We start from the raw sequence: 23,733 nt of genomic DNA, 5'->3' as shown, positions 1-23,733 counted from the left end.
GATAAACGCATAAGCGGATAGCCACATGAAAGACCCCGTCGACATTCTCTCGGCCCTCGCCGACCCCACCCGCCTCGGCGCCATTCGCTTGCTGTGGGACGGCGAGGAGCATTGCGTCTGCGAGTTGATGCGCAAGCTCGGCGCCTCGCAGTCGCGTATGTCTCGCCACATGGCGACGCTGAAGGTGGCTGGCCTGGTCATCGACCGGCGCGACGCCCAATGGGTTCGCTATCGTCGCAATCCAGCTCTCAGCCCGGCCGTTGCCGCCGTGGTCGACGCGGCGCTGGCCCTGCCGGTCACCGAGAAAGCCGAGGAGATCGCGGCATGACGAGCTGTTGCCCGCTCCCCACGCTGCCCAAGCCGGAGGGGGAAGCTCGCGCCTCCTTGTGGATCAGCGCCACCATCGCCGCGATCATCCTCTGGTTCGTCGTCTATCAGCTGCTGCAGCCGGTCTCCCTCTGGGCGGTGGCGCAACTGCCCGTGGCGCCTGCCAGTCACCTCGCCGACGCTCTTGCCTTCTTCCTCTACGACACGCCCAAGGTTCTGATGCTGCTGACGCTGGTGGTGTTTGCCATGGGCGTTGTCCGCAGCTTCTTTTCGGCCGAAAACACCCGCCGGCTTCTGTCCGGCAAGCGCGAGGGCGTCGGCAATGTCGCCGCCGCATCGCTCGGCATCGTCACGCCCTTCTGCTCCTGCTCCGCAGTGCCGCTGTTCATCGGCTTCGTATCGGCCGGCGTGCCGCTTGGCGTCACCTTCTCCTTTCTGATCGCCGCGCCCATGGTCAACGAGGTCGCGCTGGGCCTGTTGTTCGGTCTCGTCGGCTGGCAGGTCGCGCTCACCTATCTCGGCTTCGGCCTCGGTGTTGCCATTGTCGCCGGCTTTGTGATCGGCCGCTTTCATCTCGACGGTTGGCTGCAGCCCTGGGTGCGCGAGGTGCGCATGGGCAATGTCGATCTGCCGGATCGCAAGCTCACGGTCGTCGATCGCCTGCAAGCCGGACTCGATGCGGTCGCCGATATCGTCGGCAAGGTGTGGATGTGGGTGATCGCCGGCATCGCGGTCGGCGCGCTGATCCACGGCTATGCTCCGGCCGATCTTCTCGCCTCGATCATGGGCAAGGATGCCTGGTGGTCGGTTCCGGCCGCCGTCGTCGTTGGCGTTCCCATGTACTCCAACGCCGCCGGAATCATTCCCATCGTCGAGGCGCTGATCGGCAAGGGCGCCGCGCTCGGCACCGTGCTGGCCTTCATGATGGCGGTGATCGCCTTGTCGCTGCCGGAGATGATCATCCTGCGAAAGGTTCTGACCGTCCGGCTGATTGCCGTCTTTGCTGGTGTCGTCGGGCTCGGCATCCTGGCCGTCGGCTATCTGTTCAATCTACTGTTCGCATGAGAAGGATGGAATCATGAAAGATATCAAAGTCCTTGGCTCCGGCTGCAAAACCTGCCAGCTCACCGCCGATCTCTTGAAAACCGAGGCCGACAAGCTCGGCGTGCCCGTCGCGATCGAGAAGGTTACCGATTACGCGGCCATCGCCGGCTACGGCATCGCAGCCACTCCCGGCGTTGTGGTCGATGGCAAGGTCGTGCACGCCGGTGGCCTTCCGAAGGCGGCCGACGTTGATGGCTGGCTGCAGGCCTGAGATCAGCTCGAAGGACTCAGAGGTGTCCGATCGCGTCGACGAGCAGCTTGGCGAACACGTTCCATCCCTCGCCGGTCAGCCAGACGAGGGTGAAGGCGCCGACGAGGCCGCCGACGGTTCCGGAAACGATGCCGATGACGACGGCCCGCCAGAATCCGCCCCAAACACCGGGGGCAGGGGACGTCGCCGCTTTGGATATGCGCTTGGGTGACCGCTCCGAGAGCGGGGCGCTCATCGGGCCGATCCGGTCCATCGGCCCAAGCGTCAGGCCGGGCTTCCTCTTGGTGTCGCCATCAAGGTGGGGCTCGGTCTTGCTGCTTCCGAACGTATCCCGATCCGGAAGATCATCGGTCATGTCGAGAAGCGGGCCGAGATCCGGCTCGATGTCGCGGGCGTGCTGGTTCATCGTTTGACCTTGTGGTTTCCAGCAAGGTCGATACGCGGCGTTTGCGGCATTTCTGCGGGCCGCTATTTCTGGCAGGCGAGGATCTGTCCTCTTGAAGCCGTTTAGTGTTGGGAGCCGTACCTGAACGGGAGAGATTCCGGCACGGCTCCGATCGGGCGGGAGGAGGCCGCCCTATCCCTTCGCCAGCACTCAAGCGGTTCGGAACCCCTGCTCAGGCGCGCCCCGCCAAGGCCTTTGCCTTGGCGACGATGGCGTCACGGGTGATCCCGAACTCGGCATAGAGCCGTTCGGCTGGAGCCGACGCGCCGAAGTCGTCGAGGCCGATGACGTCCTCTTCGCTTTCGACATAGCGCGTCCAGCCGAACTTTCCCGCCGCCTCGACGGCAATGCGTGGCGCCGAGCCGAGGACGGACTGGCGATAGGTCTTGGGTTGCGCCTCGAAAAGCTCCCAGCACGGCATCGACACCACGGCGACGGAAAGCCCGTCTTGTGCAAGCACTTCCGCTGCCTCTATGGCCAACGATACCTCGGTGCCGGTGGCGAGCAGCGTCACGTCACGCTTGTCGCCGCCAAAGCTGCGAATGACGTAGGCGCCCGAAGCGACGCGATTCTCCGTGGGATCTTCTCCGTCATTGCCGCGTAGCTGCGGCACCGCCTGCCGCGACAGCGCCAGCAGCGAGGGGCGATTGCGGCTCCGGACCGCGACGTCCCAGCATTCGAGCGTTTCCACCACGTCGGCAGGGCGGAAGACCAGCAGGCGTGGCAAGGCGCGAAGTGACGCCAGATGCTCCACCGGCTGGTGCGTGGGGCCGTCCTCGCCGAGCCCGATCGAATCGTGGGTCATCACATAGATGGTGCCGATGCCCATCAACGCCGACAGGCGTATGGCGCCACGGGCGTAGTCGGAGAAAACCAGGAATGTGCCGCCGTAGGGGATGAGCCCCCCATGGGTGACCATGCCGTTCATCATGGCCCCCATGGCGAACTCGCGCACGCCATAGCCTACATAGCGACCCGACCGGGAGCGGGTGAACTGGCTGTCGACCGCCTTGACACGGGTCAGGTTGGAGCCGGTGAGGTCGGCCGAGCCGCCGATCATCTCGGGCGCAGCGGCGGTGATCGCTTCGAGGGCAATCTGGCTGGCGCGGCGTGTGGCCACCTTCTGAGGCTTGGCGAACAGCTCGCGCTTCAGCGCCTCGACGGCGTTCGGGTATTCAGAGGGGAGGGCGCCGCTGATGCGCCTTGCGAACTCATCCCGAAGCGCGACCGGCTGAGCTGCAAGGCGGTCCTGCCAGGCCTGACGCGCCACCGCGCCGCGACTTCCGATCTGGCGCCAGCGAGTGAGAAGCTCGTCGGGAATCTCGAAGGCTGGCGCGGTCCAACCGAGCGCCGCCTTGGTTGCAGCGGCTTCCTGGGCGCCAAGCGGCGCACCATGAGAAGATTCCTTGCCGGCCTTGTTGGGAGATCCGAAGCCGATCACCGTGCGCATGGCGATCAGAGACGGGCGGGTTGTCGCAGCCTTGGCGGCGGCGATCGCCTGATCGAGAGCGCCGATGTTGTGGCCGTCACATGTCTGGACGTGCCAGCCACAGGCCCGGAACCGCGCCGGAATGTCTTCGGAGAAGCTGATCGTCGTGGATCCGTCGATGGTGATCCCGTTGTCGTCGTAGAGAACGACCAACTTGCCGAGGCCGAGATGGCCGGCCAGCGAGGCCGCCTCCTGGCTGATGCCTTCCTCAAGGCAGCCGTCACCACAGAGGACATATGTGTGGTGATCCACGACATCGGCGCCGAACTCGTCGGCGAGCCGCCGCTCCGCCATCGCCATGCCCACCGCGCCGGCGATGCCTTGCCCCAGTGGTCCGGTCGTCGTCTCGATGCCCTTGGCGTGGCCATACTCGGGATGGCCGGCTGCTTTCGATCCCCACTGGCGGAAGGCCTTGATCTCATCAATCGTCATGTCCTGATAACCGGTGAGATAAAGCAGCGCGTAGAGCAGCGCCGACGCATGGCCGTTCGAAAGCACGAAGCGGTCCCGGTCGGGCCAGTCGGGGTGGGCCGCGTCGAACTTCAGGTGACGGGCGAACAGTACCGTCGCGGCATCCGCCATGCCGAGGGGGGCTCCGGGATGACCCGAGTTGGCGGCCTCGACCGCATCTATGGCGAGCGCCCGGATGCAGTTGGCGAGTTGGAAGTCTACCGGCGCGTTTGTCGCCTTTTCCCTGATCCATTCGGCTGTGGTCGACATGCTGATCCTCCCGTTTGCGACAGCTCCTAGCTTAAAATCACAAAAATATCAACATAAGTTATCAAACCAACACAATTAGGTTGATTTCGCCTGTTACGGTGTTATCTTCGCCTCAGAAAGCCCCGAGACGCACAGAGGGATGAGAATTTGATCGCCTCGTCGGAAAGCGAGGTGGCGGAATTCACATCCACGCGGCGGAGGCCATAAGGCCCGGCAAGCGAACTCGGGCGCCAATATGCGGAGAGGAAAGCATGATCAAGGTGGCGGTGGCCGGTGACAGTGCCGGAGAAGGGCTGGCTCACGTGCTGGCCGAACATCTCAAGTCTCACTTCGAGGTGTTCGAAGTGTCGCGTACCGGTAATGTCGCCGATCCCTTCTATGCCAACCTTGCCGACCGGGTCGCAACGGGCGTTTTGGGCGGAACCTACGACCGAGCCATCCTTATTTGCGGAACGGGCATCGGCGTATGCATCAGCGCCAACAAGGTTCGCGGCATTCGCGCCGCGCTGACCCACGATGTCTACTCCGCCCAAAGGGCGGCGCTCTCCAACGACGCTCAGATCATTACCATGGGCGCCCGTGTCGTGGGGGTCGAACATGCCAAGCTGATCGCCGACACCTTCCTGAGTCTGACCGGAAAGTTTGATCCAGATGGGCCATCAGGAGGGAATGTAAAAGCTATCGAAGATGTCGACAAGAAGTACGCGGCACCTGCCGGTGGTACCCCTGTCTGAGGGTGGCTGGTGCGCGACTGACGTGAGATTCCCTTTCATCTGGCGGGGCGGAGGTGGCTGAAAAGCCGCCTTCGCATCTGCTTTGTCGCAGCATGAACGGAATGCATTCTCCTGAAAACGTTTCGGATCGAATGTTTGTGCCGCCGTATAGGGAACTCTACTTCTTGATGAAGCGCTGATGATGTGAAAGCCTCGTCGAGTGTTGAAGCGGACGACATGGATCGAATGCTTGGTGGCTCCGAAAATATGAAAGCAAAAATCTAAATATTCGGGCGCGACCGGAAGGCGAGTCGATTGGAGTAATCTCGTAAAGCTGGAAGACAGAATATCCAATTTGATACGGACGCCTTCTAAATCGATTGAGATAACAACAAAAGGCTGCACGGACAAAGACAATGAGCGAAGATACCGCGTTGGATGATGTTGAAGTCGAAGAGGCTCCGGAAGACGAAATCGTCGTCCTGGCTCAAAAGTGGAAGAAGAAGCGAGGCAGCCTCATCATGGCGCTTCACGAGCTTCAAGGGCGGCTCGGTTATGTACCGCGCGAATCCGCCATGAAGCTTGGCCGTGAAATGGGCATTCCGCTTGCCAACATCTACGAGGTGTTGACCTTCTACAATTATTTCAAGCTGGAGAGCCCCGGCAAGTACATCATCTCCGTTTGTACCGGCACGGCCTGCCACATCAAGGGGTCGCCGAAACTCCTGCACGGCATCGAGAACGAGCTGGGCATCAAGGAAGGCGAAAGCACGCCGGATGGCGAGTATCACCTTCAGGGTGTGCGCTGTCTCGGGTGCTGTGGCCTTGCGCCGCTCGCCTCGGTCAATGGCAAGGTCTACGGCAAGCAGGACGTCACCGACGCGCATGGACTGCTCGAGAACGTCAAGCGGGATGAGCCGATGCACGTTGCCGCCGAGTCCGACGACGCCGAGTAAGCCGCCGAGTTCTACCAATTCCAGATACAAGTGGGACCGTTATGAAGCCGGAAGAGCTTGAAGTGAAAGCTGCCGCCGAGCTTGCCAAACAGCAAGCAATGGACGTGCGCCTGGTCTGCTGCTCGAGCACGGGCTGCCAGTCATCCGGCGCGGCGGACATCGTCGCGCGTATCAAGGCCGATATCACCGAAAGAGGCCTGGCGGGCAAAGTTCAGGTTGGCGGCACGGGCTGCATGGGCCTGTGCAGCAAGGGGCCGTTGGTTCGCATGACCTGCAAGGGGCACGAGGATGTGCTGTTCAGCGAGATGACGCCAGATCTCGCGACGCGCCTCGTCGATGAGGTCGTTGCTCCTGTTGCCAATGGCGAAGAGATCCATGATCCCGTCGGCCCGCTTGGCGCCCATGTCGTCGATCTGCACGCCGCCTTTTTCGCCATGCAGGAGCGCGTTGTGCTCTCCAACAACGGGCATGCCGACCCTGAGAAGCTTGCCGACTATCTCGTGCATGGCGGCTACCAGGGCCTTCGAAAGGCTCTCACCATGTCGGCCGAGGAGATCTGCCAGGAGGTGCTGGCCTCCGGTCTGCGCGGCCGCGGCGGCGCCGGCTATCCGACCGGTCTCAAGTGGGATTTCGCCCGTCGCATGCAGTCGGACGTCAAGTATGTGATCTGCAACGGTGACGAGGGCGATCCGGGCGCCTTCATGGATCGTTCCGTGCTTGAGGGGGATCCACACGCCGTCCTCGAAGGCATGATGATCGCGGCCCGCGCCATGAATGCCACCAACGGCGTATTCTACATCCGCGCCGAATACCCGCTCGCCGTCGATCGCATCGAGAAGGCCATTCGACAGGCGCGCCAGGCCGGCCTCGTCGGTCGCAACATCCTGAACTCCGGTTGGAGTTTCGATTTCGACGTCCGTCTGGGCGCCGGCGCCTTCGTTTGCGGCGAGGAGACGGCTCTCATCGCCTCGGTGGAAGGCAAGCGCGGAACGCCGCGCCCCCGCCCGCCGTTCCCCTCCGTCAAGGGGCTCTGGGACAAGCCGAGCTGCGTCAACAACGTCGAAACGCTCGCCAACGTGCCACGCATCCTGCTCAACGGCGCCGAGTGGTTCGCCGCCAAGGGGACGGAGAAATCGAAGGGCACCAAGGTCTTCGCGCTGACCGGCAAGATCGCCCATAACGGTCTCGTCGAAGTGCCGATGGGCATCACAATCCGCGAGATCGTCGAGACGATCGGTGGCGGCACCGGTACCGACCGCAAGGTGAAGGGCGTGCAAACCGGCGGTCCATCGGGCGGCATGATCCCGGAAAGCCAGTTCGATACGCCGATCTCCTACGAGCACCTGCAGCAGCTCGGCTCCATGATGGGATCGGGCGGTCTCATCGTCATCGACGACCATGACAGTGTCGTCGAACTCGCCCGCTTCTATCTCGACTTCTGCGTCGACGAGTCCTGCGGCAAGTGCGCACCTTGCCGCATCGGCGGAACGCAAATGCTGCATCTCCTGGACAAGATCGTCGCCGGCGATGGCACCGAGGAGGATATCGCGAACATCAGGATGATCGCCCAAGCCATGCAGAAGGGCTCCCTCTGCGCGCTCGGGCAGACCGCACCGAACCCGGTGCTGTCGGCGCTCAAGCATTTCCCGTCGGAGTTCACCGAGCGCCTCAAGCAGCCCGCGGCCGCGGAAGCCTGATTTCCCGAGATCGAGAAGTGGTCGAAATGACAGATATGATCAACGCAACGATTAACGGCGTGCCTGTGGAGGTCGCTCCGGGAACCACCATCCTGGATGCGGCGCGCAAGGTTCACGTGAAGATTCCGACGCTCTGCAAGCATCCGGACCTCGAGGCGACCGGCGCCTGCGGTATTTGCATCGTCAAGGTGCAGAACACCGGCAAGATGCTTCGCTCCTGCTGCACCCCCCTCGACGAGGGGATGGACATTCTGACGGAGACGCCGGAGATCGTCGAAGTGAGGCGCGGCGTGCTGGAGTTGACGCTGTCGCGTCACCCCAACGAGTGCCTCACTTGCCTCCGCAACCAGAACTGCGAGCTTCAGGCCCTCGCGGCCGATTTCGGCATGACCACATCGGATCTGCCGAACATCGTCCCCGATCTGCCGCTCGATACGTCCACGAAAAGCATCGTGCTCGATCCGCGCAAGTGCATCTTGTGCGGCCGCTGCATCACCGTCTGCCAGCAGCATCAGAACGTCTGGGCGCTGAGTTTCCTCAATCGTGGCTTCAAGACTCGGATCGCGGCTGCCGGCGACATCCCGCTGGCCGACTCGCCCTGCGTGCGCTGCGGCCAGTGCTCGGCCCATTGCCCGACCGGCGCCATCGTCGAGTATGACGAGACCGTTGCCGTCTGGAACAAGCTGCAGGATCCGGAAGCCTACTGCGTGGTGCAGATTGCGCCCGCCGTTCGTGTCGCGGTCGGCGAGGCCTTCGGTTTCCCGATCGGCGCCAACCTCACCGGCAAGATCTACGCCTCGCTGCGTCGGATGGGGTTCAAGGCGGTGTTCGACACCAACTTCGGTGCCGACCTCACGATCATGGAGGAGGCTTCCGAGTTCAAGAGCCGCCTGCTCGAGGGAACGGGTGTTCTGCCGTTGATCACCAGTTGCTGCCCCGGCTGGGTCGATTTCATGGAGAAGTTCCATGGCGACATGATCGACCACTTCTCGAGCTGCAAGTCGCCGCACGAAATGGTCGGCGCTCTCTCGAAGACCTACTACGCCGAGAAGATGGGGATCGATCCGGCAAAGATCTTCGTCGTGTCGATCATGCCCTGCACGGCCAAGAAGTCGGAGATCATCCGCTCCAAGGAGATGAGCTCGTCGGGCTATCAGGACGTCGACGTGTCGCTGACCACGCGTGAGTTCGCGCGCATGATCAAGCAGTCGGGCATCGATTTCGTGACCATTCCCGATGAGCAGCCCGATCACATGCTCGGTGCCTACACCGGTGCCGGCACCATCTTCGGCGCAACCGGCGGCGTCATGGAGGCGGCGCTTCGCACGGCCCATTACTACGTCACCGGTCATGATGCGCCGCGTGTCGATTTCGAAATGACGCGCGGTCTGGAAGGCGTCAAGGAGGGCAAACTCAACGTTGCCGGCAAGGAGATCCGCGTCGCGGTGGCGCACGGCCTCGCCAATGTCGAGCAGGTGCTGGAAAAGGTGAGGGCCGCCCGCGAAGCCGGCGAGGAACTGCCCTATCACTTCATCGAGGTGATGGCCTGTGCCGGCGGCTGCGTTGGCGGCGGTGGACAGCCCTATGGCGCCACCAACGAGTTGCGCACCAAACGGGCCGCCGGGCTGTATCAGGAAGATCAGGCTGGGCTGTGGCGTTGTTCGCACCACAACCCCTACATCAAGGAGCTTTATTCCGAGTTCCTGGGTGAGATCGGCGGCCACAAGGCCCATGATCTTCTGCATACCGGCTATCAGGTGCTGCCGGAATACAAGCGCTGATGTCGCGTTGAGGTCGGGAGGCCGAGCGGGCGTTGCCTGCGCGGCCTCCCGACTCCAATCGTGCGACTTGTCTCCGCGTCGGTCCTCCCTGTCCCGCGAGAGATGGGCGGGCCCGCCGAACCGAGGCTCCGCGGGGCGTATCTCAAGACGTTTCTTCCGCCGCCGGGCTCCGCGGGTGTACGGCGGGCTTCACGGCTCCCTTTTCTCCCCGTTGAGGTCGCGACCTGATCGCTGGCCAGTCGGCTCTCCGGCCCATCCCCCACGAAAGCTGGCTGTCGCCGCGCCTCGGAACTGGACCGCGGCGCACGCGATCCAACGCGGCGTGACGACCGCCCGATCTGTGATCGTTCACCGCTTACAGCCGCTTCGACTTTCCCAAGAAAATCTTTGCCTTTCGCATGAATACGGTCACCTAGTGAAGCTATTCGGTCGTATATCCGTTGTCAATTCTCGAGCGGGAACTTCTACTCTTCGTGGTGGACCAATATGATGATGAGGTAGACGTGGAGTGAGGAGGCGGGTGGGGATATAGACTATGCGTATGGTGGTTTTGTTCTGCTACTGAAGGACATTCAGCGAAAATCCTGGCGGAACTGTTTTGCACAAATGGGCGCGTGGTGAGCGGATGCTCAGAAGTTCCAGTCGGTCTCACCGGCCGATTCTGTGCAGAATGTCATGATGCGAGAGTGAAGTGATCAAGAAGCCGGACAAATCGGCGTCACTTACGGCAAATCTGATATGTTTGTATCAATTTCAATGTCAATTTGGCCCGTAAGAACGCGAACAAACGCTCATCTCTGTTGACATCCGGTCGAGCCGAGCGTAGCGTCCAATCAAACAACAAGCGCAGCAAGACCACTGCGTTAGGGAAGGAATTTGGTCGCCAGGTCCACGCATCTAGACGTGCCGGCGAGCGGCTTGCCAAGTTTGAAGTACAGTGACCGCTTTCGTTCATGACGTTTGCGGTAACGGGCAAGGTATGTCCGGCATGTGAATGGCCGGACAGACAATAATAACTGGGTTAGGGTGGAGACGACCGATGAATAGAATATTCAACGATCCCGATCTCATGGTCGAGGATGCCGTTCGCGGCTATCTCAAGGCGCATCAGGATCTGGTATCGGAGACAACAAATCCGCGCGTGATCAAGGTCAAGTCCGCGCCGAAGGCCGGCAAGGTCGGCGTGGTGACTGGTGGCGGCTCCGGTCATGAACCGGCCTTCCTCGGCTACGTCGGCGAGGACATGGTCGATGCGGTCGCCATCGGAGAGATCTTCTCCTCGCCCACGGCCCAGGCCTTTCTTGATGCGTTCAAGGCCAGCAACGGTGGCGCCGGCGTCGCCTGCCTCTACGGCAACTATGCCGGCGACAACATGAACGTGAAGATGGCCATCAAGATGGCTGCCAAGGAGGGCATCACCGTCAAGACCGTGGTCGCCAACGACGACGTCGCGTCCGCGCCGAAGGATGAGCTTGCCAAGCGTCGCGGCGTCGCCGGCGAGATCCTGATGTGGAAGGTCGGCGCGGCGCGTGCTGCCGAAGGCGGCAGCCTCGACGAGGTGATCGCCGCCGCCCAGAAGGCGATCGACAACACCCGCTCGATCGGTATCGGCCTCAGTCCCTGCACGATCGTCGCTGTCGGGCATCCCAACTTCCAGATCAAGGATGGCGAGATGGAGGTCGGCATCGGTCATCACGGCGAGCCGGGCGTCTCGGTGATGAAGACCAAGCCGGCGGCCGAAATGGCCGACATGATGCTGGACTATGTGCTGCCTGACCTGCCCTTCGCAGCAGGCGACAAGGTCGCGGTCCTGCTGTCGGGCCTCGGTGCGACGCCGATCATGGAACTCTACATTCTCTATGATCGCATTGCCGAGATGCTTGGACAGAAGAAGATCGAGATCAAGCACAACTTCGTCGGCAACTACTTCACGTCTCTCGAAATGATGGGCGCAACGCTCACCGTCATGCGCCTCGACGACGAACTGGATCGGTTGCTTGCCCGTCCGGCGCGTTCGATTGGTCTCGTGAAGTAAGGAAGGACGGATCATGAACCTTCCCGTCAGTCAGGCCGGCTTTCTGGTAACCGACCTCGTCAAGGCGATCGTTGCCGAGCGCGATCATCTGAGTGAGATCGACGGCGCCATTGGTGACGGCGATCACGGCGTCAACATGGCCAAGGGCTTCAACCTGTGTGCCCAGGCGCTCGGTACGCCGACGCCGGGCCTGAAGGAAAGCCTCGGCATCCTCGGCAACACGCTGATGGCCGGAATCGGGGGCTCGATGGGCCCGCTCTACGGCACCTTCTTCAACGAGATGGCCGAGTCCCTCGACGGGGTCGCCGAACTCGACGCCCCCGCTTTCGGCCGAATGATCCGCGCCGGTCTCGACGGCGTGCTCGACATCGGCGGCGCCAAACCCGGCGACAAGACGTTGCTCGACACCCTGGTGCCGGCGGTGGAGGCCTTCGAAGCGGCCTTGTCGGCCGGCAAGCCCTATCGGGCGGCGCTCGACGACATGGTCGACGCTGCGCGAAAGGGACGAGACTCGACCGTTGCGATGATCGCCAAGGTCGGCCGAGCCAGTCGGCTCGGCGAGCGCTCGCGCGGTGTGATGGATGCCGGCTCGGCATCGTGTTGCATCATTCTCGAAACCCTCGCGGCGAGCGTTGCCACGAAACTCGACTGAACGAAGCGGCGGCGGTGCCCTTTCAGAGGATCGGCCGTGGCCGGGCGCCACGGTCAGGGAAAGGGCATGCCGGCTGCCGCTTGCACCAAGTTGGCGGCGTTCTGTCGGCCAGCCGCTACGCCGCCGAACCCTCAGGGAGGAAGACATGAATTTCGTAAAGCATCCCCGTTCGATCTCGCTTGGCGAACTGCCGGCGAAGATGGATGCCGTCGTCGCCTACGCGCCCGGCGACTTCCGCTTTACTCAGGTCGATGTGCCGCGCGCCGGTCCGGACGAGATCATCATCAAGGTCGAGGGTTGCGGCATCTGTGCCGGCGACATCAAGAGCTATGATGGCGCGCCGTCCTTCTGGGGCGACAAGGATCAGCCTGCCTACATCAAGGCGCCGATGATCCCAGGTCATGAGTTCGTCGGCATTGCCGTGGAGCTGGGCGAGAACGTCGCCGCCGAGGGCAAGTACAAGCTCGGCGACCGGCTGATCTCCGAGCAGATTGTGCCGTGCGGCCATTGCCGGTTCTGCCAACGCGGCGAGTACTGGATGTGCGAGAAGCACGACGTCTATGGCTTCCAGACCAACGTCAACGGCGCCATGGCGGCCTACATGCGCTTCCCCAAGGAATCGCGCACCCACAAGGTTCCCAACGACCTGCCTCTTGAGAAGGCTATCCTGGTCGAGCCCTATGCCTGCTCGGCGCACGCGGTCAATCGCGGCAACGTTCAGTTCGACGACGTGGTGGTACTGTCGGGCGCCGGTACGCTCGGCTTGGGCATGGTCGGCGCCCTGCGGCTTAAGAATCCCAAGAAGCTGATCGTCCTCGACGGCAAGGAGGACCGGCTCGAGCTCGCCAAGAAGTTCGGTGCCGACATGGTCCTCAATCCGTTCAAGGAAGATGTCGACAAGATCGTCAAGGATCTGACCGACGGATATGGCTGCGATGTCTACATCGAGGCCACCGGTCATCCGTCCAGCGTGCTTCAGGGCCTCAAGATGATCCGCAAGCTCGGCCGCTTCGTCGAGTTCAGCGTCTTCAGCCATGACGTCACCTGCGACTGGTCGATCATATCCGACCGCAAGGAGCTTGACGTCCTCGGCGCCCATCTCAGCCCCTACGTCTATCCCTTCGTCATCGATGCCATCGCCGATGGCCGCTTGCCGACCGAGGGCGTGGTCACGCACAAGCTGTCGCTCAAGGATTACGACGACGGCTTCAAGATGATGAAGAAGGGCGACAAGTCTCTCAAGATCATGCTGGTCCCCTGAGAGGGGACATTTTGGGGCGGCCATCGCCGCCCCATCGTCGCTTGCATGGTGGCGTCCTCGTTCGAACGTCGGCGCCACCCGCCGTCAGACCGATCGGCCCGCCGATCACTCTGACGGAACGGCGTCCACGATGCGCAGCTGTACGTTGCTCTTTCGCAGCAGCTCGGCTTCGGCCGGTGGAATGCCGGAATCCGTGATCACGGTGTCGAACTCGGTGAGGCCGGCGAGGCGGATGAGGGCCGTGATGCCGAACTTCGAGCTGTCCACCAGCAGCACGCGGCGGTCGACCGCCTCCATCAGCGCCCGCTTGGTGCGCACGACGTCCTCCTGCTGGTGGTAGGCCACCGAGCCGAGAATGGTCGAGGTCGACATGAACAGCGTATTGGCCCTGAGCGTCGATACGGTCTTCTCGCAGAGATAGCCGAAGAAGGCGTTGAACCGGGAGTTGTAATGACCGCCGAGGCAAATGGTCTCGATGCCGTGCGCCTCCTTCAGCATGTCGATCACGGTCAGGCTGTTGGTGATGACGGTCAATGGCTTGCAGCCGACGATCAGCGGCGCCATGCGGGACACGGTGGTCGAGTCGTCGAGAATGATCGCCTGTCCGGGCTCGACCATCTCGATGGCGGCGCGGGCAATGGCTTCCTTCTCCGCATCGGCGAGGCGAGACCGATAGAGGATGGTGCTTTCGACCAGGCTTGAGGAATGCACGGTGACGCCACCGTGAACGCGGCGAACGATGCCCTGTTCCTCAAGGATCTTGAGGTCGCGATGAACGGTCATCCGGCTGACGCCGAAATGCGTCGCCAACTCATCGACCTGGGCGGAGCCGACAGGCAGAAGGTACTCGAGAAGTGCCTTGCGTCGTCCCTCCGGTCCTGAAGACGGCTTCACGCCCCGGCGTCGGTCATGTTCGATATCCACGGTCGTAACGTTCCTCCTAGGGAATCTGTCCCGGTGTTAGCACAATTTGACGAAAATTGTAGCACCTTGTCGTCACATCACGCACTGCTTTCGGCGAAGAACGGGGGAGGCGGCTCCCCATTGCCGGAGAGGCGCGGCGGGCGCTGGCAGGGTGCGCTTCGCCTCCGTCCAATAACCTAGCCTGTCACATACCCTGGGCGACGGTTCTCCGGCGAAGGTCGCCGTCATCAGCGAAGATGATGCCGTGAAAGCGAAAATAACTACGTAGATGATACATAAAACACAAAATATGTTATATTTTCTTGACTTGAGCCCGCGACCTGCTACGTTCCGATCATTCCATTTCCAACGAATGAGTCTGTGCCGGGCGACGGGCTCGCCCATGGACCGGAAGGAAGGCAATCGTCATGACCGACAAACTCGCCGGGCTTGCCCGGCACACGGTGATCGTCGCCGACAGCGGTGACATCGCTCAGATCAAGGCCGTAAGGGCTCAGGACTGCACCACCAACCCGAGCCTCATCCTAAAGGCGGCGAGCAAGCCCGAGTATGCCGCTCTGATGGACGAAGCCATCGCCTATGCGGTTGCGCGCGAGCGCGATGCCGGTGCTCGTCTCGAGTTGGCGCTCGACAAGCTGGCGGTCAACTTCGGATCGGAACTGGCCCGTATCGTGCCGGGCTACGTGTCGACCGAAGTCGATGCCCGCCTGTCGTTCGACTCGGCCCGCACGGTGAAACGCGCCGAGCGGCTGATCGCCATCTACAAGGAGGCTGGCGTCGATCCCTCGCGCATCCTGATCAAGATCGCCGCAACCTGGGAAGGCGTGAAGGCGGCGGCCGAACTCAAGGAAAAGGGCGTCGCCTGCAATCTGACGCTGATCTTCGCCAAGGCGCAGGCGGCACTGTGCGGCGCCGCCGGCGTGTTTCTGATTTCCCCGTTCGTCGGGCGAATTACCGATTGGTACAAGGCCCATGGCGCGGTCGTGACCTCCGCCTCGGACGATCCCGGCGTTCGTTCGGTTCGCGAGATCTACGACTACTTCCGTGCCTTCGGATACAAGACGGTGGTGATGGGCGCTTCCTTCCGCAACACCGACCAGGTTCTCGGTCTCGCCGGTTGTGATCGCCTGACGATCAGCCCCAACCTCCTGGAGGAACTCCGTGCGGCCGAGGGGGAGGTGGAACGCCAGTTGGGCGCCAGCCCGCCATCACGTGACATTTGTCCCCTCGATCTCGACGAGACGAGTTTCCGCTGGCAGCTCAACGAGGACGCGATGGCCACCGAGAAGTTGGCCGAAGGTATCCGGCAGTTCGCCAAGGATACCGAAACGCTTTGCGACCTGTTGCGCGCCAAGTTGCCGGCCTGATTGGGGCGTCGCGCCCAAGCGGCAAGAGACCCGGACGTGACGGACGTGTTCTCTTGCACTGTTACATTTGGCTTGGAATGGTCAATCGCCTGAGCGGATGACCATTCCTTTCCGTGCGTGGCGATCTCCCGGCTTTCCTCGGAAGCGGGGCATGATCTGACTGAAATGTGGGTTCTGTGAAGGGATCAGAGGCCCGCCTTATGCCGGATCGGCCGAGCGGGGTGCATGTCGCCTCACATAGACTTGATAGAATAAAAACAATAGTATTGACTTCTGTGTTACGTCTGCTCTAATGGCCGACGAAAATAACAAGAGATCACATGCTCGGCGATAAGGAGAGAGCGCCGGGCGTGTGGACCGCAAGGAAACTGTCGAAAAGCGTTTGCAGCCGCGTCGGGAGCGACGGTGGCCGGCGAGCGTCGTCTCTTTGGTTGCTTGGGCAATATCTCGAAACGTTGCATTCCGACAGACGGTCGTCTCACAGCCGAGCGAACCGGATTGTCGGGTACTCCGCCGGAAAGAGTGGAGGCGGTCGGGAGGAAGGCACGTGGATACTCTTCTTGAGGTCGAGGGACTGAAGAAGTCCTTCGGCGGGGTTGTCGCTTTGTCTGATGGACGGCTCCTGCTGCGCGCCGGATCGGTTCATGCCCTTTGCGGCGGCAACGGCGCCGGCAAGTCGACCTTTCTCAAGATCCTGATGGGCATCTACAAGCGTGACGGCGGCGTCATCCGGCGCAGGGGCGTGGAAGTCGACTACGCCAGTCCTGCCGAGGCACTGGCCGCTGGAATAGCGATCATCGAGCAGGAACTCAGCCCCATTCCTCACATGACCGTGGCTGAGAACATCTATCTGGGGCGCGAACCGTCGCGGCGGTTCGGAGGTATCGATTTTGCGTCGATGAACCGCGCGGCAAAGGCTCTTTTGGACGAGCTCGAATTCAACATCCGTCCCACGCAGCGGATGAACGAGCTGACTGTCGCCGAGATGCAACTGGTCGAGATCGCCAAGGCGCTCAGCCACGATGCCGAAGTGATCTTTATGGACGAGCCCACCTCGGCCATTGGCGAGCGAGAGGCCCAACGTCTGTTTTCCGCCATTCGCCGATTGCAGGCGCTCGGTCGGGGTGTCGTTTACGTCTCGCATCGTCTGTCGGAGATTTTCGAGATCGCCGACACCTACACGGCCTTTCGCGACGGCGCCTACGTCGGCAGCGGTTCGCTTGCCGAGGTCAATCGCCACGATTTGATCCGCATGATCGTCGGTCGAGAGTTGTCGGACGAGTATGTCAAGACCAACCAGCCGAGCGGCGTGGTCGGGATCGAGGTCGACGGTCTCTGTCGGCCGGACGCGTTCGATGCGATTTCCTTCTCGGCACACAAGGGCGAGATCTTCGGCATCTATGGGTTGATGGGCTCGGGGCGCACCGAGATCTTCGAGTGCCTGTTCGGCCTTGGGAAGGCATCCGTCGGCGCCATCCGCATTGACGGAGAGCCTGTGACCATCCGCAAGCCGGCCGATGCCATGGCCCTCGGTGTGGCGCTGGTGACCGAGGATCGCAAATCAACCGGCCTCAACCTGCTCGATTCCGTTCGCGGCAACATCTGCATGGCCAGCCTGCCGCAGCTCAGCCCGCTGTTCGTCATGGACCGTGCCGGCGAGGCCGACGCCAGCCGACGCATGCGGGCCGATTTTCAGATCAAGGCAGCCCGCGACACCATGCCGGTCTCGGGCCTGTCGGGCGGCAATCAGCAGAAGGTCGTGCTCGGCAAGTGGTTCCTGCGCAATCCCCGGGTCTTGCTCCTGGATGAGCCGACGCGCGGCGTCGACGTCGGCGCCAAGCGCGAGATCTACCGCATCATGTGCGACTTCGCCAACTCCGGCGGCACGGTGGTGATGGTGTCGTCGGAGATCGACGAGGTTCTCGGCATGGCCGACCGGATCATGGTGATGAAGAACGGCAGAAGCGTCGGCACCTTCGATCGGGGAGAGGCCAGCGCCCAGTCGCTCGTCAATCTGTCGACCTGAGCGTCTGTGCGGACCGAAGCTGGGAGAGGAGAGAGTGGTGTCAATGAGCGAGAACGAGACTCGATCCGGTTGGTTTACCGCGGAGCGGAGGCGGGCCCTCATCCAGGACTACGGAATCTTCCTGGCCTTCCTGATCCTTGCCGCCATCCTGTCGGTATCCAACGAGTTCTTCCTGACACCGGGAAACATCTCGAACGTGCTGCTCCAGACGTCGATCAACGGCGTCCTGGCCATCGGCATGACATTCGTGATCCTGACCGGCGGTATCGACCTCTCCGTCGGCTCGGTGGTGGCGCTCGCCGGCATCGTCAGCGCCAGTTTTGCGACGACCTCGTCGACCGCCGCCATTTACGGCGCACCATATCCTGTGGCCATTCCGCTCGCTGTCGGCGTCGCGGTGGGTGTCGCCTGCGGCGCCCTGTCGGGCCTCATCGTGTCCTATTTCTCCGTCCCGGCCTTCGTCACGACGCTCGGCATGTTGTCGGCGGCGCGCGGCCTGACGCTGATCTACGGCGGCGGTCGCCCCGTTCCGGCGCTGACGCCCGAGTTCCGCTGGATCGGGACCGGCCATGTGCTTGGCATTCCGGCGCCTGTGGTCATTCTGGCGGCGGTCTTCGGATTGGCCTGGTGGATTCTCGCGCGAACTCGCTTCGGACGCTACATCTACGCCGTCGGCGGCAACGCCCACGCAGCCAAGACCTCGGGCATAGACGTCATCCGCATCCGCTTCGCCGTCTACGTCATCTCGGCCGGGTTGGCCGGCCTTGCCGGCATGCTGCTCAGCGCCCGCACAGGGTCGGCGTTGCCCCAGGCCGGTATCGCCTATGAACTCGATGCCATCGCGGCCGTCGTCATCGGCGGCACCAGCCTGTCGGGCGGCGTCGGCCGCATCACCGGAACACTCATCGGCGCCCTGATCATCGGCGTCATGAACAACGGCCTCGATCTGATGGGGATCCAATCCTACTACCAGCAGGTGCTGAAGGGAGCCCTGATCGTCGGCGCCGTGATGTTGGACCAGAAGAGAAGCTACGGCGCCTAGCTCTTTCGGGAGGACGACGGCGGCGGGTTGGGCCGTGCGTCGAGTGGTGTGTCGACTGGCGTCAAAACATAAAAGTGGAGGAAACGTCATGAGAAAACTAACGCTTGCTCTCGTCGCCGCAACTGCCCTTCTGGCCGTGCCCGCAACGGCCCAGGAGAAACTCAAGATCGGCGCGGCGCCCTATGGCCTCAACGCCGAGTTCATGCAGATCTGGTCGGCGGCGCTGCAGCAGCACCCGGCGGTCAAGAATGGCGACGTCGAGCTGACGGTCTTCGACGGCCGCTATGACGCCCTGGTCCAGAACGACCAGTTCAAGACGATGGTCACCCAGAAGTTCGACGCCATCATCTTCGTGCCGATCGACATCGATGCCGGCGCGACGGGCGTGCAGACGGCCCATGATGCCGGCATCCCGGTCATCGGGTCCAACACGCGCGTCAACTCCGATCTTCTCTCGGCCTATGTCGGCTCGGACGACACGGTTTCCGGCTACATGGAAGCGAAGATCGTTCTCGACAAGATCGGCTGCAAGGGCAACGTCGTGATCATCGAGGGACCGATCGGCCAGTCGGCCCAGATCCAGCGTCTCGAAGGCAACAAGAAGGCGCTCGCCGAGTGCCCCGACGTCAAGGTTCTCGAGGATCAGACGGCCAACTGGTCGCGCGCGGAAGCCCAGAAGCTGATGGAGAACTGGCTGACCGCCCATCCGGGTCAGATCCAGGGCGTCATTGGCCAGAACGACGAGATGGCCCTCGGCGCCATCGAGGCGATCAAGGCCGGCGGGCATGACGTCAAGTCCTTCGCCATCGCCGGCATCGACGGCATCACCGACGGCCTGCGCGCCGCCAAGGCCGGCGAGATGACATCGATCCTTCAGGACGCCACCGCCCAGGCCCAAGGCGCCATGGACCTTGCGATCTTCTACGCCAAGAAGGGCGACTACAAGCCCGAGTCCGACATCTGGGTGAAATACGGCAAGGACATGCCGTGGAATGACGGCAAGGACAAGGAATACAATGTGCCGTGGACGCCGGTAACTGCCGAGAACGTCGACGCACTTCTGGCCACGCGCCAGTAAATCTTCCGACAAAGCTTGGGTTTTGCCGATGGAGGGAGGGGCGGATCGCCGCCCCTTCCATGGAAATCGAGGACAGTCATGACCGAGTCCAGCAACATTGATCTCAGCTTCTCTCTGACCGGCAAGGTCGCGCTCGTCACCGGCGGCGGCTCCGGTATCGGCAGCGCCATCGCTTCCGCCCTGGCCGCCAAGGGGGCAACCGTCGGCGTGATCGACATCAACGAGGCGATCGCCAAGGCCAAGGCCGAGAAGCTCGGCGGTGGCGCAACATCCTTCGTCTGCGACGTCTCCAATCCGGATTCAGCCGAGGCCGTGATCGCCGCCGCCGAGAAGGCGTTCGGTCGCATCGACATCATGGTCAACAGCGCCGGTATCGTTCAGCTTGCGCCGGCCGAAGAACTGCCGCGCGACTTTTGGCAGTCCACGATCGCCGTCAATCTGTCCGGAACCTTCTACATGTCGCAGGCGGCGGGCAAGGCGATGATCAGGGCGGGCCGGGGCGGCAAGATCATCAACATGGCATCGCAAGCCGGCACCGTCGCCATCGATCAGCACGTTTCCTATTGCGCCTCGAAGTTCGGCGTCATCGGCCTCAGCAAGGTTCTGGCCGCCGAATGGGGCAAGTATGGCATCAACGTCAACACCATCTCCCCCACCGTCGTACTGACCGACCTCGGCAGGAAGGCATGGGACAATCCCAAGGGTGAGGCGCTCAAGGCCCGCATTCCGGCCGGCCGCTTTGCGCTTCCGGAAGAGGTGGCCGCCGCCGCCGTCTTTCTCGCATCGAACGGCGCCGACATGATCACCGGCGCCGATCTGCTGATCGACGGTGGTTACACCATCGTCTGATCTGGTCACCCGTCTATCGGGCGATGCCCCTGACGATCAGCATCTGCCGAGCGCGCCCGAGGCGCGGATGGATCGATACCAACGGCCCGGCCGGCGCCCTCGCGTGCCGCCGGGTCATTGATCTTTCTGCCGTAATGCTCGGCTGCGACGCCTTCGACGATCGCGCTCCGACGCCTTGACCGTCTTGGGGGCCTTTCCTCTGCTCGACGCGCCACACTCGAAAAGATGTGCCTCGCGAGGATTGTCGCTCGCTTCCAGAGGTGCGGTCGACACTTCCGATCGGGAGAGTTGCGGTGTTACGTTTGGTGATGTGTCGTCTCGGACCGGCATACTCACCGCCCTCTGGGGGGAGGAGAGGGAGTCATATGTTAGTCAACTATATGTTTAAACTAGCGAAAATCTCAGGGTCGGATTCAGGGAAGGCAGGAGGGCCGGCCAATCCGGTCTGGTTTTCCGACCTTTGGACGAGGTAAAAGAACATGTTTGTGGTATAAAAAAAACACAAGTCATTGACATCCGTGTTACGGTTGCCGTATGGTTTGATCAAAATAACAACAGATCACACGCTCGGTGGGTGAGGAGAAACCCGAGGCGCGTCGACTGGGAGGATACACGGACACATCACTTTCGATGCCCGGTGGGCATCGTGGCCGGGCAATCGTGTCTCGGCTGTCGGCGACATGCCGACAACAGGTGTGCCGTGCCCAACCAGCCTCAGTGTGGTCGTCAATGGTCGGGGTTCTCAAGCGATGATCAACAAGGCGAATGCGGCAATCGTTGAGACGAGGACGGAGAGGCCCACGTCGTCCGGGCGACGGAAGCGGCGTCTTGCATTGCTGGGTGGCGTGCTGGTTGTCGTTCTGGCGATAGCGCTCGATACCAAAGTGGTTCGGATCGGCTCGACCGACGATTTGCGACAAGCCGCGTTCTCGGCCGCCGCCTACGGTGCCAAGACGTTTCCCGAGATCAAGGCGGCGATCGAAACCCGAGCCGTCGAGGCGACCACCTTGCAGCAGGCCATCCTCGCCAACAAGGACGAGGCCATCTCCAAGTATGGCGTCGCCGGTGGTTCCGGACCGGTCTTCTCCGTGAAGTTCGTCGGAGTCGCAGGCGAACGGCTGGCTTCGGGGCTCTGCGAGGTTAAGGTCGCCGATCTGCCGGATGTGAAAGTCCGTATCCAGACCGGACCGGCCATCAACGGTACCGAGTTGCGGGACGCCACCGGCACCATTTCCTTCGGTCAGTTTACCAACCAGATCGAGTATCAGAACGCCGGCTCGGCGCTGAACAACGAGATGAAGAAGACGGTTCTCGCATCCGTCGACACCGGCGCCCTGGCTGGCAAGACGGTGTCCGTGGTTGGCGCCTTTCGGCTGATCAATCCGAAAAGCTGGCTGGTGACGCCGGTTCGGCTGGAGGTCCAGTGAAGTGGACACATCCATCCTCCCCGTCTCGGAGCCGGAAACGTCGGAAATCGTGCTGAGCGCGCGGAATGTCGCCAAGACATTCGGCAGCATTCAGGCCCTCAAGGGGGTGAACTTCGACGTCCGCCGCGGCCAGGTGACCGCGCTGTTCGGAGAGAACGGCGCTGGCAAGTCCACGCTGATGAAGATCCTGTCCGGTGTCTACAAGCCGACATCCGGCACGATCATCCTCGATGGCGAACCGATCGAGTTCGACTCGTCGACCGATGCGCGCAACCACGGCATTTCCATCATTCACCAGGAACTCAGCCTCGCGCCGAACATGACGGTGCGCGACAACATCTTCATGGGTCGGGAAATCCGGACCATGAAAGGCGTGGACTTCGCCGAGGAAGAACGGCAGTGCCGTCTGTTGCTCGCCGAACTCGAGGAGAACATCGACCCGAAGACCAAGGTGGAGGACTTGCGCCTAGGTCAGCAGCAGATCGTCGAGATCGCCCGCGCCCTGTCGGTCAACAGCCGGATCCTCATCATGGACGAGCCGACGTCGGCGCTGTCGGCATCAGAGGTCGAGGTGCTGTTCAAGGTGATCCGCGACCTGAAGAGTCGAGGTGTGTCGATCGTCTACATTTCCCATCATCTCGAGGAAGCGCTGCAGATCACAGATCACGCCGTCGTCCTCCGGGATGGCAACATGACGGCGTACGCTCCGCGCGGTGACATCGATCTCGAATGGATCGTCCGCCACATGGTCGGCGAACACTTCAATCTCGGGGCACCGCCCACCGGCTACGAGTTCGGCGACATCGTGCTCAAGGTGGGCGAGGTCACCGTGGTCGATGCCACCGGAAACCAGAAGCTGGTCGACGAGCTGTCGCTCGACGTTCGCGCCGGGGAGATCGTCTGCATCTACGGCCTGATGGGGGCCGGGCGTACCGAACTTCTGGAATGTCTGGCCGGCCGGCTCGTCGCCCGTCACGGACAGGTGCATCTCAACGGTCGCGACATTACGCGCGCCAGCATTGCCGAGCGGATCGCCGAGGGGCTGGTTCTGGTTCCGGAAGACAGGCAGCGAGACGGCTTGGTGCAGACCATGACCATTGGTCAGAACCTGTCGCTGGCGAGCCTGCTTCGCCTCGTCCGTGGCTTGTTCACGTCCAGGCGGCTTGAGCGCGAACATGTCGACAACGCCATCCGACGGACCACCGTCAAGGCGGGGTCGCCCGATCATCTGATCGGCTCGCTGTCCGGCGGCAATCAGCAGAAGGTCGTCATCGGCAAGATGTGGTCGACCAATCCCAAGGCGATCCTTCTCGACGAGCCGAGCCGCGGCATCGACATCGGCGCCAAGGCGGAGGTCTTCCGTCTGCTCGCCGAGGGCGCCCGCGAGGGCCTGGCCGTTCTCTACACGACCTCTGAAGTCGGCGAGTGCCTGAGCGTCGCTCATCGCATCATCGTCATGCACAAGGGAAAGATCTCTGCCGAGTTCGGCTCAGATGTGACCAAGGCACGAATTATGGCGGCTTCGGGTGAAGCCGTTGTCCACTAGAGCATCATCCGACCGGAGTGAAGCGAGGATCGAAAAGATGATGCTTCACAAACAAAGGCCTAGAGCGCCGATCTGAATCAATC

At 62.2% G+C, this 23,733-nt stretch carries 20 protein-coding genes; 17 read left to right on the top strand and 3 right to left on the bottom strand.

The genetic code is table 11. The annotated features are described in order from the left end of the window. Window positions 1-25 precede the first annotated feature (25 nt). From M4J39_RS08425 to M4J39_RS08415, 3 genes are read left to right on the top strand one after another with little or no spacing between them, the layout of a single operon-like run. Complete coding sequence (locus tag M4J39_RS08425; protein ID WP_251727362.1) at window positions 26-328, top strand: helix-turn-helix transcriptional regulator; 303 nt, start codon at window positions 26-28, stop codon at window positions 326-328. Beyond that, window positions 325-1,392, top strand: coding sequence for a permease (locus tag M4J39_RS08420; RefSeq protein WP_251727361.1), 1,068 nt, complete (start codon window positions 325-327; stop codon window positions 1,390-1,392). Before M4J39_RS08425 ends, M4J39_RS08420 begins: the two co-directional genes overlap by 4 nt. Before the next feature lie 13 nt (window positions 1,393-1,405). Next, window positions 1,406-1,642 carry a thioredoxin family protein gene (locus M4J39_RS08415; protein ID WP_251727360.1) on the top strand — a complete coding sequence of 79 codons (237 nt, stop codon included), beginning with the start codon at window positions 1,406-1,408 and terminating at the stop codon, window positions 1,640-1,642. A gap of 16 nt (window positions 1,643-1,658) precedes the next feature. Here the strand turns inward: M4J39_RS08415 and M4J39_RS08410 are convergent, their stop codons facing one another. Together M4J39_RS08410 and tkt are read right to left on the bottom strand one after the other, a co-directional pair. Continuing rightward, entirely contained in the window at window positions 1,659-2,048 is a 390-nt protein-coding gene (locus M4J39_RS08410) for a hypothetical protein (RefSeq protein ID WP_251727359.1), read from the bottom strand. 211 nt (window positions 2,049-2,259) lie between these two features. Next, entirely contained in the window at window positions 2,260-4,296 is a 2,037-nt protein-coding gene (gene tkt / locus M4J39_RS08405; protein WP_251727358.1) for a transketolase, read from the bottom strand. Window positions 4,297-4,550: 254 nt separating this feature from the next. Between tkt and M4J39_RS08400 the strand changes: the two genes are divergently transcribed. The 7 genes from M4J39_RS08400 to M4J39_RS08370 all read left to right on the top strand — a co-directional run bounded on the left by M4J39_RS08400 (window position 4,551) and on the right by M4J39_RS08370 (window position 13,391). Continuing rightward, complete coding sequence (locus M4J39_RS08400) at window positions 4,551-5,030, top strand: RpiB/LacA/LacB family sugar-phosphate isomerase (protein ID WP_251727589.1); 480 nt, start codon at window positions 4,551-4,553, stop codon at window positions 5,028-5,030. 395 nt (window positions 5,031-5,425) lie between these two features. Beyond that, window positions 5,426-5,965 (top strand): NAD(P)H-dependent oxidoreductase subunit E, encoded by a 540-nt coding sequence (locus tag M4J39_RS08395; RefSeq protein ID WP_251727357.1) that lies wholly within the window; start codon window positions 5,426-5,428, stop codon window positions 5,963-5,965. Between the two features lie 62 nt (window positions 5,966-6,027). Beyond that, entirely contained in the window at window positions 6,028-7,662 is a 1,635-nt protein-coding gene (locus M4J39_RS08390) for an NADH-ubiquinone oxidoreductase-F iron-sulfur binding region domain-containing protein (protein ID WP_251727356.1), read from the top strand. Window positions 7,663-7,688: 26 nt separating this feature from the next. Further along, window positions 7,689-9,443, top strand: a complete 1,755-nt coding sequence (locus tag M4J39_RS08385) for an NADH-dependent [FeFe] hydrogenase, group A6 (RefSeq protein WP_251727355.1) — start codon at window positions 7,689-7,691, stop codon at window positions 9,441-9,443. A gap of 1,039 nt (window positions 9,444-10,482) precedes the next feature. Continuing rightward, window positions 10,483-11,478, top strand: coding sequence for a dihydroxyacetone kinase subunit DhaK (locus M4J39_RS08380; protein WP_251727354.1), 996 nt, complete (start codon window positions 10,483-10,485; stop codon window positions 11,476-11,478). A gap of 10 nt (window positions 11,479-11,488) precedes the next feature. Continuing rightward, a complete protein-coding gene (gene dhaL, locus M4J39_RS08375; RefSeq protein WP_371875436.1) occupies window positions 11,489-12,130 on the top strand; it encodes a dihydroxyacetone kinase subunit DhaL in 642 nt (213 codons plus the stop codon). A gap of 145 nt (window positions 12,131-12,275) precedes the next feature. After that, entirely contained in the window at window positions 12,276-13,391 is a 1,116-nt protein-coding gene (locus tag M4J39_RS08370) for an alcohol dehydrogenase catalytic domain-containing protein (protein WP_251727352.1), read from the top strand. A 105-nt stretch (window positions 13,392-13,496) separates the two neighbouring features. Here the strand turns inward: M4J39_RS08370 and M4J39_RS08365 are convergent, their stop codons facing one another. Next, window positions 13,497-14,315, bottom strand: coding sequence for a DeoR family transcriptional regulator (locus M4J39_RS08365; RefSeq protein ID WP_251727351.1), 819 nt, complete (start codon window positions 14,313-14,315; stop codon window positions 13,497-13,499). Between the two features lie 407 nt (window positions 14,316-14,722). Here M4J39_RS08365 and tal point away from each other — a divergent pair, with 407 nt between their 5' ends. The 7 genes from tal to M4J39_RS08330 all read left to right on the top strand — a co-directional run bounded on the left by tal (window position 14,723) and on the right by M4J39_RS08330 (window position 23,650). Continuing rightward, entirely contained in the window at window positions 14,723-15,682 is a 960-nt protein-coding gene (gene tal, locus M4J39_RS08360) for a transaldolase (protein ID WP_251727350.1), read from the top strand. 547 nt (window positions 15,683-16,229) lie between these two features. Next, complete coding sequence (locus M4J39_RS08355; protein ID WP_251727349.1) at window positions 16,230-17,708, top strand: ATP-binding cassette domain-containing protein; 1,479 nt, start codon at window positions 16,230-16,232, stop codon at window positions 17,706-17,708. Window positions 17,709-17,751: 43 nt separating this feature from the next. Next, entirely contained in the window at window positions 17,752-18,750 is a 999-nt protein-coding gene (locus M4J39_RS08350) for an ABC transporter permease (protein ID WP_254004814.1), read from the top strand. Between the two features lie 88 nt (window positions 18,751-18,838). Then, window positions 18,839-19,828, top strand: coding sequence for a substrate-binding domain-containing protein (locus M4J39_RS08345; RefSeq protein WP_251727347.1), 990 nt, complete (start codon window positions 18,839-18,841; stop codon window positions 19,826-19,828). 78 nt (window positions 19,829-19,906) lie between these two features. After that, complete coding sequence (locus tag M4J39_RS08340; RefSeq protein ID WP_251727346.1) at window positions 19,907-20,677, top strand: GolD/DthD family dehydrogenase; 771 nt, start codon at window positions 19,907-19,909, stop codon at window positions 20,675-20,677. A 749-nt stretch (window positions 20,678-21,426) separates the two neighbouring features. Beyond that, entirely contained in the window at window positions 21,427-22,104 is a 678-nt protein-coding gene (locus M4J39_RS08335) for a DUF2291 family protein (RefSeq protein ID WP_251727345.1), read from the top strand. Between the two features lie 13 nt (window positions 22,105-22,117). Next, window positions 22,118-23,650 carry an ATP-binding cassette domain-containing protein gene (locus M4J39_RS08330; RefSeq protein WP_251727588.1) on the top strand — a complete coding sequence of 511 codons (1,533 nt, stop codon included), beginning with the start codon at window positions 22,118-22,120 and terminating at the stop codon, window positions 23,648-23,650. The last annotated feature ends 83 nt before the right edge of the window (window positions 23,651-23,733 follow it).

The sequence above is a fragment of the Pleomorphomonas sp. NRK KF1 genome, assembly GCF_023721755.1.
Lineage (GTDB): Bacteria > Pseudomonadota > Alphaproteobacteria > Rhizobiales > Pleomorphomonadaceae > Pleomorphomonas.
The sequence above is the reverse complement of the archived record's forward strand: the minus strand, read 5'-3'. Positions and strand labels throughout refer to the sequence as shown.

What these genes read in the sequence shown, in the direction of transcription:
- M4J39_RS08425 (WP_251727362.1), top strand. Translation starts at nt 26, where the DNA reads ATGAAAGACCCCGTCGACATTCTCTCGGCCCTCGCCGACCCCACCCGC.
- M4J39_RS08420 (WP_251727361.1), top strand. Translation starts at nt 325, where the DNA reads ATGACGAGCTGTTGCCCGCTCCCCACGCTGCCCAAGCCGGAGGGGGAA.
- M4J39_RS08415 (WP_251727360.1), top strand. Translation starts at nt 1,406, where the DNA reads ATGAAAGATATCAAAGTCCTTGGCTCCGGCTGCAAAACCTGCCAGCTC.
- M4J39_RS08410 (WP_251727359.1), bottom strand. Translation starts at nt 2,048, where the DNA reads ATGAACCAGCACGCCCGCGACATCGAGCCGGATCTCGGCCCGCTTCTC.
- tkt (WP_251727358.1), bottom strand. Translation starts at nt 4,296, where the DNA reads ATGTCGACCACAGCCGAATGGATCAGGGAAAAGGCGACAAACGCGCCG.
- M4J39_RS08395 (WP_251727357.1), top strand. Translation starts at nt 5,426, where the DNA reads ATGAGCGAAGATACCGCGTTGGATGATGTTGAAGTCGAAGAGGCTCCG.
- M4J39_RS08385 (WP_251727355.1), top strand. Translation starts at nt 7,689, where the DNA reads ATGACAGATATGATCAACGCAACGATTAACGGCGTGCCTGTGGAGGTC.
- M4J39_RS08380 (WP_251727354.1), top strand. Translation starts at nt 10,483, where the DNA reads ATGAATAGAATATTCAACGATCCCGATCTCATGGTCGAGGATGCCGTT.
- M4J39_RS08370 (WP_251727352.1), top strand. Translation starts at nt 12,276, where the DNA reads ATGAATTTCGTAAAGCATCCCCGTTCGATCTCGCTTGGCGAACTGCCG.
- tal (WP_251727350.1), top strand. Translation starts at nt 14,723, where the DNA reads ATGACCGACAAACTCGCCGGGCTTGCCCGGCACACGGTGATCGTCGCC.
- M4J39_RS08350 (WP_254004814.1), top strand. Translation starts at nt 17,752, where the DNA reads ATGAGCGAGAACGAGACTCGATCCGGTTGGTTTACCGCGGAGCGGAGG.
- M4J39_RS08345 (WP_251727347.1), top strand. Translation starts at nt 18,839, where the DNA reads ATGAGAAAACTAACGCTTGCTCTCGTCGCCGCAACTGCCCTTCTGGCC.
- M4J39_RS08340 (WP_251727346.1), top strand. Translation starts at nt 19,907, where the DNA reads ATGACCGAGTCCAGCAACATTGATCTCAGCTTCTCTCTGACCGGCAAG.
- M4J39_RS08335 (WP_251727345.1), top strand. Translation starts at nt 21,427, where the DNA reads ATGATCAACAAGGCGAATGCGGCAATCGTTGAGACGAGGACGGAGAGG.